The 15,103-nt window shown below is 52.8% G+C and carries 10 protein-coding genes; 7 read left to right on the top strand and 3 right to left on the bottom strand.

The window, feature by feature from the left end:
* Window positions 1-28 precede the first annotated feature (28 nt).
* Both NATTI_RS0117065 and NATTI_RS0117060 read left to right on the top strand, forming a co-directional pair.
* Window positions 29-2,659 (top strand): DUF1156 domain-containing protein, encoded by a 2,631-nt coding sequence (locus NATTI_RS0117065; RefSeq protein WP_006090794.1) that lies wholly within the window; start codon window positions 29-31, stop codon window positions 2,657-2,659.
* A 36-nt stretch (window positions 2,660-2,695) separates the two neighbouring features.
* Complete coding sequence (locus NATTI_RS0117060) at window positions 2,696-3,091, top strand: hypothetical protein (protein ID WP_006090793.1); 396 nt, start codon at window positions 2,696-2,698, stop codon at window positions 3,089-3,091.
* 5 nt (window positions 3,092-3,096) lie between these two features.
* Here the strand turns inward: NATTI_RS0117060 and NATTI_RS0117055 are convergent, their stop codons facing one another.
* Window positions 3,097-4,899 carry a 5-methylcytosine restriction system specificity protein McrC gene (locus NATTI_RS0117055; protein ID WP_027119196.1) on the bottom strand — a complete coding sequence of 601 codons (1,803 nt, stop codon included), beginning with the start codon at window positions 4,897-4,899 and terminating at the stop codon, window positions 3,097-3,099.
* Window positions 4,892-6,127, bottom strand: a complete 1,236-nt coding sequence (locus NATTI_RS0117050) for an AAA family ATPase (protein WP_006090790.1) — start codon at window positions 6,125-6,127, stop codon at window positions 4,892-4,894. Before NATTI_RS0117050 ends, NATTI_RS0117055 begins: the two co-directional genes overlap by 8 nt.
* A 16-nt stretch (window positions 6,128-6,143) precedes the next feature.
* Between NATTI_RS0117050 and NATTI_RS0117045 the strand changes: the two genes are divergently transcribed.
* The 4 genes from NATTI_RS0117045 to NATTI_RS0117030 all read left to right on the top strand — a co-directional run bounded on the left by NATTI_RS0117045 (window position 6,144) and on the right by NATTI_RS0117030 (window position 13,902).
* Complete coding sequence (locus NATTI_RS0117045) at window positions 6,144-7,367, top strand: DUF4143 domain-containing protein (protein WP_019991985.1); 1,224 nt, start codon at window positions 6,144-6,146, stop codon at window positions 7,365-7,367.
* Window positions 7,368-7,637: 270 nt separating this feature from the next.
* A complete protein-coding gene (locus tag NATTI_RS0117040) occupies window positions 7,638-10,313 on the top strand; it encodes a DUF1156 domain-containing protein (RefSeq protein WP_006090788.1) in 2,676 nt (891 codons plus the stop codon).
* A gap of 645 nt (window positions 10,314-10,958) precedes the next feature.
* Window positions 10,959-12,716 (top strand): DEAD/DEAH box helicase, encoded by a 1,758-nt coding sequence (locus NATTI_RS0117035; RefSeq protein ID WP_006090787.1) that lies wholly within the window; start codon window positions 10,959-10,961, stop codon window positions 12,714-12,716.
* Entirely contained in the window at window positions 12,709-13,902 is a 1,194-nt protein-coding gene (locus tag NATTI_RS0117030; RefSeq protein ID WP_006090786.1) for a hypothetical protein, read from the top strand. The genes NATTI_RS0117035 and NATTI_RS0117030 overlap by 8 nt, the downstream gene beginning before the upstream one ends.
* 186 nt (window positions 13,903-14,088) lie before the next feature.
* Here NATTI_RS0117030 and NATTI_RS25505 read toward each other — a convergent pair whose 3' ends face one another.
* The gene (locus NATTI_RS25505) at window positions 14,089-14,319 is read right to left on the bottom strand and encodes a hypothetical protein (RefSeq protein ID WP_006090785.1); all 231 of its coding nucleotides are present in this window, start codon (window positions 14,317-14,319) and stop codon (window positions 14,089-14,091) included.
* 182 nt (window positions 14,320-14,501) lie between these two features.
* Between NATTI_RS25505 and NATTI_RS0117025 the strand changes: the two genes are divergently transcribed.
* Window positions 14,502-15,101 carry a hypothetical protein gene (locus tag NATTI_RS0117025; protein ID WP_019991983.1) on the top strand — a complete coding sequence of 200 codons (600 nt, stop codon included), beginning with the start codon at window positions 14,502-14,504 and terminating at the stop codon, window positions 15,099-15,101.
* Window positions 15,102-15,103 lie beyond the last annotated feature (2 nt).

The raw sequence follows: 15,103 nt of genomic DNA, 5'->3' as shown, positions 1-15,103 counted from the left end.
AAATACCATCTCGAAAATACGATTCGATATGCCTGACCCAGCCGAAGAGCCCGACCGGCGACCGATAGAGAGGGGGTTCCCCATTTCAGAGGTAAGTGCCTTGGCCGAGCGAGAGGGCAGAGCGAAACTCCACTACCGTCCCCTGACGACGATGCACAAATGGTGGGCTCGCCAACTGGGAAGCGTTTTCAGAGCGATCTCTCTCTACACGCTGCTTGACGATCCCGCTCGCGTCAGTGTACGTGATCATCCGGGAAGCGGAGACGATGCATCTCTGTCGCAGTTTACGAACGGGAACGAAGATGACGAACCTGATATCGGAGCGTTAATTGACAGTGTGGATCTGGGAAACCCAAGTGAGCTTTGGGAGCTATATCAACAAGATGTACAGGTAGCGGACATCAGTGTCCTCGATCCGTTCATGGGTGGGGGAACAAGCCTCTTGGAAGCCAGCCGCTTCGGAGCATCGGTGACGGGAATTGATCTGAACCCGGTTGCGTGGTTCGTGACAAAAAAAGAGTTCGAGGCGGCTGAAGTCGAAAGAGATGACTTAGAGAACGCCTTCGAGCAAGTCGAAGCAGATATTTCGGACGAGCTTGCTGAACTGTACCAGACGGACTGTCCACATGACAGTGACCACGTAGCCGACGTCGTGTACGCACTATGGGTTCGTTCCCTTGATTGCGTTTCTTGTGACGAGACGATACTGCTGTTCAAAGACTACCGTGTCGCAAAAGGCCGATACGAGGATAGCGACCGCGATCATGTAGTCTGTCCGGACTGTAGTGAGATTTTCTTGACGGACGATATCTCGACAGAATCCGTCTGTTCAGACTGTGGACATGAGTTCGCTCCGGCGAACGGACCGGTTTCCCAGGGTGGAATGTACGGATGCCCCTCGTGCGGGCTCAAATACCCAATTGTTGACGCGATTTCGGAGGGCCAGTCCTACGGGGAGGAGCTGTACGCGATAGAGTACTACTGCACGGATTGTGAGGACGAGGGGGAAGAACGATCGACGTACAAGGGATACAAGTCCCCAAGCGAGGGAGATATCAAACGCTACGAAGACGCTGCTAAGCAGTGGGAGCAGAACGATAATCTGTCGGATTATGCACCAGATGGAGAGATTCCGGAGGGTGCAATCACAGCGGCTTCCTCGATCAGTGGGAACGATATCTTCCAGCATGGGTACGAGACGTGGCAGGACATGTTCAATGGCAGACAGCTTTACAGTCTATCGACACTCCTCCGGTCGATCGACAAAATCGACGATCCCGATGTTCAAGAGTTCCTGCTGTTAGCTTTCAGTGATTCCTTGCTATTCCAGAACAACTTCTCACGGTACAACAGTGCTGGGAGCAAGATCGAGGGCGCACTCGGTCGGAACTCCTACACGCCACGGACGAGCTACGCGGAAAACAACGTCTGGGGCACGAGAGCCGGGAGAGGAACGTTCACCACGACTTGGCAGAAAATACTGGACGCAGTCGATTTCGCCCACGATCCGACTGAGCGATATCTCGAGAACGAGGAACTCCACGAAACGGAATCGTTTGAGGAGCTGATCGGTGGTGAGTACACACTCCACCAGGGAGATATGCGTGAGGTTTCACTGGAGGAAGAATACGACGCCGTCATCACTGATCCGCCGTACTATGACAACGTCGTATACTCAGAAGTATCCGACTTTTTCTACGTCTGGCAGCGGATCCTCCTGTCCGATTCATACGATTGTTTCGAGCCGGAAACGACGCCGCGTTCGAACAGTATCATTTCTAATCCCGCGACAGAAAAGGATGAGGCAACATTCGAGTATGAACTCGGAACCGCGTTCGGGAGAATACAAGAAGTACTTGCGGACGACGGGATTCTGGTGTTCACCTATCGCAATGGCGACGCTGATGCGTGGGGTGGCCTCGTCGACGCGCTTTGCTCGGAGGATTTCGAACTGACAGCGATGTACCCAATCGCTGCCAACGCGAGTGAGCTCTTCGGTGATAATAAACCGAATGTTACCGTTATCGTCGTTGCACGCCCCACAAATTCTCAGGGAAGAGAACCGATCAGTTGGTCAGCACTCCGCCGGAAAGCACATCGCTCCGCCGGGCGTGCACGAGACCAGATTGAGGACAGTGACCAGTCCCCCTCCGAGGGGGAGATCTCTATCATTGAACTGGGACGATGTCTCCGGGTGTACTCTCAGCACCACGGTCAAGTCCACCGCGGGGGAGATACAATGGACCCAGTCGAAGTGGTAGCTAAATTCCAGAAACTTGTCTCGGGAGAGGTCACGCCTGATGAAATCTATCTCAGCCTCCTCGAGATGGAAGCGCCATCACATCGTGATCTCCAACGACTCTGTTATAGCACCAACGTTTCTCCCGATGACCTACGCCGGAAAGGGCTCGTTACGGCCGGTGACACGTTTGGAATCGCTAGCTGGGCCGACGAGTCCCGACGGACATATCTCACATCAACGGCGGAGTCAGAGTTGACGCCACTCGACCGGGTACATCTGCTCCGTCAGAAATCGGAATCTCCCGGAGAACTCCGCGATCAACGGGAAACGGAAACAACCAGCGAGCTTGTCGAATTAGCGGCAGAGCTGGCAAGGCTTACTAACGATGACGGCTATCGAGGGCTCTTTCATGATTAAGACGATTCACGACATTAAGCTCATTCGGAGGGAACAATGAGCGATATCGACGCAGTGGCGGGGATGTATAATATCGTGAACCGGGAGAGCCGTGCCACCGCCGATTATCAACTTCCGCTTGACGAGTTCATCCGTCAGTTGGAGGGGCGTACGCTCCCGAAGGAAGTTTGTGTCGTCGGACTCGAAGAGGCGCTCTCGGAAGACGACGAACTTTGCGAACGGCTTGTCTCGGTCATGCGCTCCGAAATGGACTATCTGAATAACCAGCACCCTCTCCCATCGATTCAGTTCGCTGTTGGGGGGAGGTTCCAGAGCGTTGGTGATAGTTTTGAGCTACAGGTTGATGACGAGTTCCATGCGCTTGAACCGATCTTCGGTCGCCAAATCAAACAACGGCGAGATGGATGGTTGGCCACACCGTTCAGGGTCTAGTGAGGTCACAGCAGCGGGCGTGTTTCTGTTTCCATGGTTCTAGTACTGTCCTCCTCCTGTCGGATGAAAAAGAGCGTGATCGTCCCATGGGCTTCATTCTCATCGGGATCGTAGACCGGAATACACGTCGTCCGGTCTGGGGGGTATTTAGGACGACCCTCGTCGTTCTGTTTGGCACAGATTTCCTTGATTCGGGACTTCGTCCATTGCCCCCCGTTCTCGAGATCGAGTTTGTTGGGCCCCCTTGTCGAGAAGGTGATCGCGGAGATGATCTTGTTTGCGAAGGACGACGGGTTCGCAATACTGAACGGTCCATTCACGTCCTCGATCAGTGGAAGATCTTCGGTCGTAACATTATCAAGGCAGAGCATTCCCCCGTTGACGGCGTTGAATGCCTTTAGCTCCGGATATGACTCGGTTAACACGTCAAGAAGATACTCCCGGATGATCGACTCGTACGACTCACAGGTAAATTCCCCGTCAGGAGAGACGATATCCACCGTGGCACCGGCGCGGTTCACGTCGAGTGACGTACGATGGTAGAGCGGACAGAGAAACGCCATTCGTTCTGTAGCAGTCAGGTACGCATAGGAGAACATCCGAGATCGGGACCCGGACTCGTGGGCTGGATTCTTTCCTTCACGATAGTATTTCGAGTCCAAGACGGCGAGTGTCTCCTCATCGTCCGTGAGCAGATGGTCCGGATAGTATGTCGCATCGGTGTTCCCATCGAACGGATAGATGGGAGGCTCCGCCTCACATTCGACCGTCTCAAGTTCGTTGAGGTGGTCGATATTCTCGAGTGATCCGAGCGTTCGAGACAGCACCCGTTGTGTATAGTCCTCGAACAACGAGTTCATGCTGAGCGCGTAGTCCACGAGCAGCTCCTCCGGGCCGCTCCCGGCCTGTCCGAGGAGTGTCGAGGCGAGAACCGACCGGGAAGTATGAAGTGCTCGTCGATAGTAGTGACGCTGTCGCGGGAGATTGGATAACAATACCTGCCGATACGCACCGAGCCGCTTTTGCGAACTCTGGACTCCGAGTTCCTCCATTTGCTGGACCTCTGCATACACTATCGAGAATAGTGCGTTCTGTTGGGGATGTGCTTGCTCGTGAGGAGTCTGTTGGAGCAACCGGAGCAGTAGCTTTCCAGCCATATGAATCGTCTCGTTAACGAGATTGCTGTACTCGGCCTGCGTTTCAACCCAGGTCGGCTCCGGGTTTCCGCTGGCCTGGTTCAGCAGCGTCTGTGACATGTCGATCGAACCGATTCCATCGAACCCGGTCCGCCGATGGATTTCGAGGTTCCGGATAAACCCCTTCCTGTTGATCGTTCGCAGGCCCTGAACATAGTTGATCGCGAAGATCGCGATGATTCTAGACGCGTCAATGCCCCCAGCCGTCATCTCATCGAGCGGGATTCCGTAGGGGGATTGGGTTCGCTCGATTTCGTAGACGGTCAACAGCATTCGAACGACATCGTCCCAGTCGACCTTCGGTTCTATCTGAACGCTCATTCCCGGCAGTAGACGAACCACACCGACGACATCCGAGGGCTCTACGTGGATCGTGTCCTCAACGATTCGAGCGGTGAGGACTTGGAGTCCATTCCCCTCCTCGTCAGCATTGGACCGTCCACGGCGCAGTCGCGTGCGTCGCTTGACGAACTGACTTCCTTCCCGTACGAAGTTTGCCGCACGGAGTTCTTCCGTGACCTGTTGTGGGTCACAGCCTTCGACAACCAGCTTTCCATTCTCTTGGACGCTGCACAGGGAGGTGCCGTACTCGCACCGTACTGACCTACTCATATGCGCTGACGCCCATCTCGCGTTCCTCGGCGGCAGCCTGTCGGCGCGCTAAATCGGCGGGGGCGCTCATATCAAACCGATACTGATCGTCCAGAGTCTCGTAATGACTTGCGATACGGTTTATTTGCGGGAGTGATGCCGTATTCAGGAGTCGTGGTGCAACGTAGGTCGCAAAGGCCTGCCCGACCGCCATGACCGCCTCCCCTGCATACGGCCCGCTCGGTTTACAGGCGTGTTTCAGGAACTTCGTCACGTCGACGTAGTGCATCGGACCGAACTCCATGATACCACCCTCGCTGTTCGTTGTCGTCCCGTTGTTGATGCCGCGGTGATGGTTCTCAAACAAGTCTTTCAGCTCGTCGGTGTCGATGTTGCGGTCTGGACCAGGATCCAGTTCGCCGATCCAATCGTCGAACAGCTCCGCTCTGGCGTCCCTGTCGTAGCGGCTCAACTCGATCATGGCGAATCGACGAGTGATGGCATTGTCCAGTTCGTTTACCGTCCGGTCGGACATGTTCATCGTGCAGATCAGCTTCAGATTGTCGTTCAGCGTCAGCCCATTGCCCTCATCATCGCGGAAGATCACCTGGTCTTGATCTTCTATAGCGGTGTACAGCGGACCGAACACCTGTGAGATGTCCGCACGGGTGATTTCATCGATGATAACGGCGTAATTGTCGCCGTATCGCTCGGCCTGCTGAATGCCCTGTGAGACGCAGCCAGCGCGACGATGGTAGGTAATATCGCCGTCGTGAGTCTCGGGCTGAATGCTGCCGGTGATGTCTGCTGGGGTCCACGTCGGCGTCGCGGTGTAGACCTCGTAGTCGACGCAGGTCGCCAACGCGAGCTGCTTCGCAAAGTAGGTCTTGCCTGTCCCGGTCGGACCGTAGAGCACGATAGGCTTGCCAACCGCAAGCGCGGTGCGGGCATTTCGCTCGACGGTCTCCGGCACGAGCATGTCACCGAGATCTGCGTTGCGCTGTGCAACCGTCTGTTTCACATCGAGCGGTGCTGTCTCCGAGGTGAGGACGGCCTCCTTGAGCTGGATACCGGCTCCGGGAACGTCGAGGTCGATGGTGTGTTCCTCGACCAAGTAGCGGATCGCGTCCGGATCGGTCGTCCGGGTGATGAAGTCCTTCGCGGTGGCGGCGTTGCTGAGGAGGAAGCCACTGTACTCCTCGGCCTCGTCTCGGTCGTAGTTCTGGAAACTCGGCTTCCGGCTACTCATTGATTGGAGAATATCGGTGAGCTGTTATAAAACAACGTGTGTCTACCGCATTGGCTTCTCGGATTTCCTCGAGGTGCAATACCGGAATATCAAAGTCACGCCACCGACCGAGCGGTTCGATGAAAGCAAATTTCGAGAGGCGTTACATGAGGCTGTCGAGAAGAGAGACGCTGACCGATTCGTATCCGGGATTGAAGCACAGAGTGGCGACGCAATTACTGAACCATCGACGGTCCGACGAGAGATCGCGAATTACTGCACGAGCGGGGGAATGCTGACGCTCCGGATCGCCGGAGACGACATCTCGATTGACGCGGAGCAGTTTGTCGACATAATCCGTGGACGAGACGATGTCGATTTCGAATCCCATCCGCGAGAGCTACTCACGGACTTCAGAAACGACCCCCTTCATGCTACGACGGATCTTGGAGGGGTAAAGGACACGCTCGACTTGGAGCGGTTTTGTGCCCTTACCGCTCACGAACACCCGACCAGGGATATTCGCTTCAACGAGCTAACCGACGTTCTCGATGTCGATCGCCGAACCCTCCGAGATAAGTATCTCAGCGCCCTTTCACGACTCCACCTGCTATCTGCAGCACAAGAGTACGACAATCAGCGACCGCGGAAAATCCGATTTTACCTGCGGGATCCAGGAATCACGAACGCGTTCTGTCGGAACGATCTCAATGACTTGCTCCGGCGTAAGCCCGGACTAGACGAGGCACTGGCGAAGGCGGTCGCGTTCGATCACACGATCCGGCTGTCGAACGAACTCAATCATCCACACGATCCGAAGCGCGGTGTAGTCAAGTTCTGGGTGGGATCAAAGGGCACAGTCGACTTCGTACCCAAGATAAACGGTACTCCCGTTCCGATACTGTGGTCTTACAATCGGCCCCTGGAAGAACTCCAGATGAGTCGAGATACGCCTGATTTCGATGCGTTACAGGAGTTACTCGAGAGCGATGCTTGCGAGAGCGATCGAGACAGAGTCGATGAGCAGATGTACAGCCCTGTGACGGGCACCTTCACCAAGCAGAGACAGGCATACGTAGAGCAAGGCAAGTACGGAGGTGAGCTCAGTGATGACCAGAAGGCTACGTTTGACGCGGAACCAGCATTCGGGGTGGTGCTCACAACTGCAAGGTCAGCACTGGACGATGGAATCACCGTCAATACCGACGGCCCAAAGCCGATCATCCAGGTCCCACTCTGGACGTATCTCCGGCTATCGTAGCAGAGATAACTAGAGGCGATCAAGAAGACACGTAGCTAATCGGATGTTTGCCTCTCTTTGAACTCCGCCTCGACCAGCTCCTTACTAGATTTTTGGAGAACTTCTGGATAGTCGATAGAATGTAGTTTTTCTCGAGTTCGAGTGAGCCATGCGTTTACGGATGGAAATCACTTTCTTCTACAAAGCAAATACTTCGTTCGCACCTCGAGTCTGCCCCGCCGATGTCGAGTACATTTATATCCCTCACTTGTTTTCGGGTACACATCTACAATGTCTCAGGAGCAGGAAAATCGCCAATCCGGTGACCGGTCAGAACTTCCAATTGAACGGGGATTTCCCATAGAACGGGTTAACGAGATTGCTGCAAAGGAGAGCCGCGCGAAACAATGGTATCGCCCTATCTACACGATGCACAAGTGGTGGGCAAGAAGACCGGGCTGTCTCTTCCGTGCTATTTCGCTCTATACACTCCTTAATGAAAATATGGATATAGAGGATTTCGAGATTTACGAACCCGGACAGAACCAAACTCTTGGAGGGAGTGGAAACAGTCGTGAGGACCTCGTACAGAAAATTCAAGAGGTCGATATGGATGACCCAGAATCGCTTTGGGACTTATATCCGAAGGATATCCGGGTGAATGATCTGAAAGTCCTTGATCCGTTCATGGGTGGAGGTACATCACTTGTTGAAGCTTCACGATTTGGTGTGGAATCAGAAGGTTGGGACCTCAATCCGGTGGCATGGTTCGTTACAAAGAAGCAGATGGAAGCAGGCAGTACTGAAATTGAAGAGCTTGAAGAAGCATTCGAGCAGGTGAAGTCTGACGTCAAGGATGAGATATTCCAGTACTATCAGACCCAGTGTCCTCACGGAGATCACAAAGCCGATGTGATGTACAACTTCTGGGTGAAGGAACTTGACTGCACCTCTTGCGGAAACACGGTTCCACTATTCAAGGACTACCGGATAGCGAAGGGAAGATATGAGAATGACGACAAGGACAACGTTCTTTGCCCCAATTGCGAATCAGTGATCTTGGTTGACGATTGGCGTGAGGAATGCAGCTGTAGTGAATGTGACCATGAGTTCATCCCCCAAGAAGGGACTGTGGACTATGGTGACTACATCTGCTCAGACTGTGGCCAACGCTACTCCGTCACTGAACGAATACAAGAAAGAGATGGATTTGATAGTCGACTATTTGCAGTAGAGTATTACTGCACTCATTGCGACGAAAATGGGGCACAACGGAGTCAAACAAAGGGCTACAAACCTGCTACACCTGCGGACAAGCAGCTCTACGAGAAAGCAGAACAAGAATGGAATTCATCTAGTGAACTGCGGGAATATATCCCTGATAAGCCAATTCGACCAGGCTGGAAAACAGACGCAAATCACTTTGAAGGAACGATGCCAGGTAATGGGAATCTTCCACGTCATGGGGTGGAAAACTGGTCAGATATGTTCAACTCTCGTCAACTTTTATCACTCTCAAAAATATCAAAATCCATTGATTATATAGACAATGATAATGCGAAGGAGTTCCTGTTACTGGCGTTCAGCGAAACTCTACGCTGCAACTCGATGATGGTCGGGTATCAGGCTAGTGCATCAAAAATAGCGGACTTGTGGCGAACAAATTCATATGAACCGCCAACAAGTCCTGCCGAGAACAATCCATGGGGTACCGAATATGGAATGATTACCTTTCGAAAAACCTGGGAGATGGTCCTACGAGGCGTAGAATATGCTAACTCTCCTACTGAACGCTATGTGGAAAACGAAGATACGCATGAGACCGATGAGTTCAGACAACCGATTGGCCAAAACTCGGTCGTCAAACAAGGCGATATGCGTCTCATCGATGCCGAGGATGAATATGATGCAGTAATAACGGATCCACCGTACTATAACAATATCCTCTACTCCGAACTCTCCGACTTTCACTATGTATGGCTAAAGCCAGTATTAGAGAATGAATACGATTGTTTTGAAACTGAACATACGCCACGTGCGGAGAGTATGGTAGTTAACCCTGCCTCAGGAAAGGGAGATGAGGACTTTGAATCCGAACTCAAACAAGCATTCTCTCGGATCAATACTGCGTTGAAAGACGAGGGAGTAGTCGCTTTCACCTATCATCACAGCAGTTCAGAGTCATGGGGGGAACTCCTAGAGGCGCTTTGCGAAACCGGCTTCGAGGTTACTGCGACATACCCGATAAACTCTGATCTTCATAAATTCACAAAAGGAGAAACAGTTTCCTTCGATATCGTTATCGTTGCCAGGCCAACTGATGAAAGAACTCCAACCTCCTGGCGATCCTTACGTCGGAATATCCGACGGACAGCAAACATAGCCCGTAAAAGTTTAGAGGAGAACAGAGAGCTCGCTGCTGGCGATATCGGTGTTATTGAGATGGGGAAATGTTTTGCAGAGTATTCAAAACATCATGGGAAGGTTCACCAAGATGGCGAGATAATGTCCGCAAAGGAGATAGTCGATGAGATTTATGGAATCATTCAAGAAGATACTGAGTATGGCGAAATCGAGGTCTTTCTGGATCTACTAGAATTGCCTAACCCAACGTACACAGATCTCAATAAACTATCTCGCGGGACTAATGCGACTTCTGACGAGATGAAGGATATGCAGCTCTTCCAAATGGAAGGGAATGAACTCACTCTCGGAACCTGGGAGAATGAAAAGCGACAGGCATACATCCGAAGCAAGATGGATAACCCTGATCGTGATTTAAACGAACTCGATAAAGCACAGTTCCTACGTTCTCTATTCGAAGAGGGAAGGTCGTCAAGGGAATACGTTGAACAGTGGGGGATCAATGACGAGCTACGAAAAGTATGTGGGGACCTCGCCGAAGCAACGGGAGATGATACGTATCGGAAGCTGCTTGGAGAGAATACCTCCTTCGATGACGTCTAACTAACTCGGACCCGGACTTCCTCTATTAATTGATCTCGAATTTCGGTACCAATAGGAGCAACTCCACTTCGTTCATAGAGAAGGACTTTGCACCCTTTATTTTCCAACTTTTGTATGTTGATGTTCTCCAAAGAACTCTTCGCCGTTCCTATACACCAGATTGTGTCCGGTTTAGCACGGTTAACCAGTTGATCCCAGTTCGGAGTAACGTACGCATCAAACTTACTTGATGGTAGTAAAATCACCGTGATATCCGACCCTACGAGGGAATCAAGAAACATAGCTTTGACTTCATTCTGGTCGTTAGTTTGATTCGGGAGATTAGTGCTTGGTTCATTCCCTCTCGCATAGCCCCCATCATCAAGCAAGACATAGAGGCTAGTCTCACAGTAATCACTGAGATTGCTTTCCAAAACTGCGGCAGGACGGAAGGTAGCTCCCTGATAATATTCTTTTACAGGGACGGTTTCGTCAACGGTCCCCGTGGTTCCAGACGCGGTCGTCCATATCGTCGACATCATCGTGATAGTATCCGATTTAGGTAGGAGGGGTATAGCACTAATGTTAATAGGCCCACCAGCAGACCCAGAGAACCCCACATCCCACTACACAACCTATTTGGTGGCCTACCTGTTTCGATGAATTATGGAAAAGGATGACCTCGTCGACATCGAGGTCACACACGATGACCCGGACGATCTTGTCGACTCCTATTCCTCGGGAATCTCTGATTTTCCCTTTCACCGGCAGACCGTCGTGGCAAATCGCCTTCTTGCGGGGCAGCCGGACACAGAACTTCGATCGCTCACGCACGTCGACGAAGAGGAGGTCAAACTCCTCGAACACCAAGTCGATGCAGCCCACCGAGCCCTCTTCGAGATGGACGGAAAGGCGCTCCTCGCGGACGAAGTCGGCCTCGGAAAGACGATTGAGGTGGGAATGATCCTGAAGGAAATGCACTACCGCGAGACCGACGATTCGGTGCTGATCCTCACCCCCGCGCAGCTGGCCAAACAGTGGCAAGGGGAACTCCTCGAGAAGTTCGGTCTCGAGTTCGTCTGCAACTACGACGATGAGTTCCAGGGATTCGACGCACACAATCGCATCATTGCCAGCATCGACACCGCGAAGAGCGACCGACACCGGGCCATGGTCCTCGCTCGAGACTGGGACGTCCTCGTCATGGACGAAGCCCACTATGTAAAAAACGAGGAGACCGATCGCTACGAACTTATCGAGAAACTTACCTACGATTACGCGTTCTTCCTCACAGCGACTCCCATTCAGAACGAGCTTACCGACCTCTACAACATCGTCTCCTTGCTCCGGCCCGGATTGTTCGGCAGTCGGGACACGTTCCATCAATACTTCGTAAACAGCAATCAGGAGACACTGGTGAACCGGAACGAGTTACAGCAGCGGCTGGGACAAGTAATGATCCGGAACCGCCGTGAGGACACGGACATCGACTTTACAGACCGTATCATCGACACGCGCACCTTCGAGCCGAGCGAGGCGGAGCAGGAACTCTACGACGAAGTGACGAAGTATGTCCGTGGCGCCTATAGTCAAGACAGCGGCCAGAAGCTGGTGTTGATGCTACTCCAGAAGGAGGTCGTCAGCAGCCCGGCCGCACTCGAACAAACGATTCTCAAAATGCTCGACGAACAGAACGAGCTGACTCACCGGAACGAACTCGAAACCATCCTCGACAAGATCGACGCGATTGACACGGTCACGAAGCAGGAGCGACTATTCGATATCGTCGAAGAAGTCCGTGAGAACGTCGATATGGGACGCGTTATCGTGTTTACTCAGTTCCGGCCGACCCAGAGACAGGTCCTCCAAGTGCTGGACGAGCAGGGATACACGACTCACGCGTTCCACGGCGGGCACTCGAGCCAGGAGAAGGAGGACATCGTGAACCAGTTCCGGGAAGAGGGGGGCGTCCTCGTGTCCACAGACGCGATGAACGAGGGTCGTAACCTCCAATTTTGCAATATCATGGTGAACTACGACCTACCGTGGAATCCGATGAAGGTCGAACAACGAATCGGGCGGATTCACCGGATCGGCCAGAAGCGCAAGGTCTACGTCTTCAACATGGGACTGAAAGGCACTATCGAGGAATACGTATTGGAACGGCTCTACCACAAGATCGATCTCTTCCAGCAGACGGTCGGGGAACTGAGCACGATTCTTACTCGTCTCGAGGATTCCGGGCAGAGCTTCGAAGACGAGATCTTCGAACGTCTCACCAACGCTGACTCCGAGATCGACCTTGAGAACGACTTTGACTCGATGGCTATCGACCTCGAGGAGCAACAGGATCTCTCACAGAAGGTAGAGGAATTCAACAGCGGCGTCTTCGAAAGCTTCGATCTGGGGGCAGACGATGACTGACGTGACTCACGCGGTAACGCAATCCGCATTGGAAGCGTTTACCCGAGAATATTTGAACGACCTCGGTGCTGCCGTCCGCGAAAACGGAAACCGATGGCAGGTACAATTGCCCAGCCACGTCGACATCAATTTCAGCGACCACCACGAGTTCGAAATCGTTCTAGACGACGAAACACAAGAGGACGAAGAGGACGCTGTTTGTCTGCTCACGCCAGAGAGCGAATTCACGCAACAGCTGCTCGATGAAGCGGCAGCGATGGCCACTGTCGGGCAGCTTGCTCTGACGGACTCGATGACCGATAGCGACTATCAGTATCCTCCGTGGATTGTAAAGAGTGACATCAAGGTCGTGGACGCGACGTTCAGCCCGTACTACGACCGGACAGCCATCTGCGTGTTCGTCCGAATCGACGTCGAGACAGTTAGCAAGTATCAGACACAGTTCTTAGAAGCCGTGACGATCGACGTCGAGTCGAAGGATCAACTCCCAGGAGTTACAGAGATACTCGTTGACGAGTTTTTCAACCCAAAATCGGGCTGGCGTCACGAAATAACTGAAGGGAGTGACGAGAGCGATGTTTCGATTGCCTCCAACAAGGTGACCAACGCAATCGCTGCGGGACAGAAAGCCGCTGTAGAAGGGGTTCAGGACGAGATCAACGAAATCCGTCACTCGGCCTCTCGTGCTGCTGATTCAGAATTTGAAGAGTACCGGCAGCTACAGGAACAGCGAATTAACGACCATCGCAATGAGATAACTTCGCTTTCAAACCGTCTCCAAACCTTGTCTACGGACGTGGATAGCGCAGAATCACAGCAACAACGTGTAGAGGCGCTCGAAAAACGCCAGGAACTCAAAACCGAGAAAGAAGACCTCGAAGCTGAACTGGAGGAACACCTACAGGAGAAAGAACGAGGGTTCGCTCAGAAACAGCAGGAAATCTATCGACGCCACGCGATAGAGGTGAATACCAATCCCACTGCGTCCACGCTCGTGACGTACGAGCGTGGAGAAATTGAATTTACTGTAAGTGACGGTGATCAGACTGATACTATCCGTGCACCGTACGCGATCGGTGCTGGTGTAACCGACGAAGTCTACTGTGGGAACTGCAACTCACAACTTTTAGAAGAGAATCCGATCAGTATGGTTGCAGGAAGGTTTGGCTGTCAGAGTTGTCAGTGACTCCGGCGAGATATGTGTTCGCTCGGTAGCCGGCGCGATCTCAAAAGTGACTTTAGATGAGTTCTCCAGTATTAGTGCACCAAGTTCGTCATCTGGACCCCAATAGCCGCGAGAGCGGGCACCACGCCGACTGATGGAGTTCGATCTTTCTACTGATTCAATTGGATTGATGATTACTTCGATAGATCAATCAACTAACTCCCATAGTAAGGCATTCCCGACCTTTTGACTCTTGACTTCGCCCTTCTTTTCAAGGGTTTGTAACTTCAGGTATGCTGTCCTTCGATCACATCCCACGTGACTAGAAACGTCTGTCGTTCCTGTTGCACCGAGTTCCTCAAGTGCCTTAAGGAATTCTTCTCGAGGGTATTCCTCTGTAAACTTTCCACTGTTTTCGTCACGATCCCGATCTCCCATATCTGGATATTTAGTCCATTCCACTAATGACTGCTGGGACACTATCCTTTAGTCGAGCGTCCAAAGGTTTATACCATTGGCTGTATGACTAATGGGTATGAACTCGGCTACTGGGCATTGATCAGTAAAATGCCCGGGTGTTGCACCACCCAGGCCGGGTTCCAAACATCGGTCAAGAACCCATGAAAGAATCAAAAACGCAAGCACAAGAAGGTAGCGACAAGAATCTAATTGAAGATATACATCAAATAAATAATATTTCGCTCGGGGAAGGGGCCGCGGTTTGTGAAGTCTGCGGCGAAAAACTGCGGGAAGGCGCACCGATCGTCGTGTTCGCCTTCCGGCCGGCCGAACAACCGGCCTTCAAGATCGGGCACGTGAAATGCATTGACTGCCGGCACGAACCATCGGAGTTCTTTACGCTCGGCGTGCGCGAGCTCGTGTTGGATGGCCGCATTGGCACGTGCAGTGACCCTGTGACCCAGTCCTCGTGGCCAGTACTACTTGCGCCACAGCCGCGCGCGGTGAGCCCACCAGATGCGACTACGGTGCACCCACTGCCCGGAAGCACGTGGTTTCGCAAACCCATAGCGCGTAGCGACACATACGTTGCTGCAGACTGCGAATCGGCGCGCAAACCCTGGCAGCGGCCGGTGGTGCGGGCCGACAACGCGAACCTCGATAGCACATCCAAACCCGAACCAGATTCGAAGGATAACGAAACGGCCGAAACCACTACTCCACACGCTCTTGACGGCGGCCGTCGGGGAGAGGTGCAGTAACG

This window comes from Natronorubrum tibetense GA33 (genome assembly GCF_000383975.1).
GTDB lineage: Archaea > Halobacteriota > Halobacteria > Halobacteriales > Natrialbaceae > Natronorubrum > Natronorubrum tibetense.
The sequence above is the reverse complement of the archived record's forward strand: the minus strand, read 5'-3'. Positions and strand labels throughout refer to the sequence as shown.

Bases quoted from the DNA above. Each gene is read 5' to 3' on its own strand.
- NATTI_RS0117060 (WP_006090793.1), top strand. From the start codon at position 2,696: ATGAGCGATATCGACGCAGTGGCGGGGATGTATAATATCGTGAACCGG.
- NATTI_RS25505 (WP_006090785.1), bottom strand. From the start codon at position 14,319: ATGGGAGATCGGGATCGTGACGAAAACAGTGGAAAGTTTACAGAGGAA.
- NATTI_RS0117050 (WP_006090790.1), bottom strand. From the start codon at position 6,127: ATGAGTAGCCGGAAGCCGAGTTTCCAGAACTACGACCGAGACGAGGCC.
- NATTI_RS0117040 (WP_006090788.1), top strand. From the start codon at position 7,638: ATGTCTCAGGAGCAGGAAAATCGCCAATCCGGTGACCGGTCAGAACTT.
- NATTI_RS0117030 (WP_006090786.1), top strand. From the start codon at position 12,709: ATGACTGACGTGACTCACGCGGTAACGCAATCCGCATTGGAAGCGTTT.
- NATTI_RS0117055 (WP_027119196.1), bottom strand. From the start codon at position 4,899: ATGAGTAGGTCAGTACGGTGCGAGTACGGCACCTCCCTGTGCAGCGTC.
- NATTI_RS0117065 (WP_006090794.1), top strand. From the start codon at position 29: ATGCCTGACCCAGCCGAAGAGCCCGACCGGCGACCGATAGAGAGGGGG.
- NATTI_RS0117025 (WP_019991983.1), top strand. From the start codon at position 14,502: ATGAAAGAATCAAAAACGCAAGCACAAGAAGGTAGCGACAAGAATCTA.
- NATTI_RS0117035 (WP_006090787.1), top strand. From the start codon at position 10,959: ATGGAAAAGGATGACCTCGTCGACATCGAGGTCACACACGATGACCCG.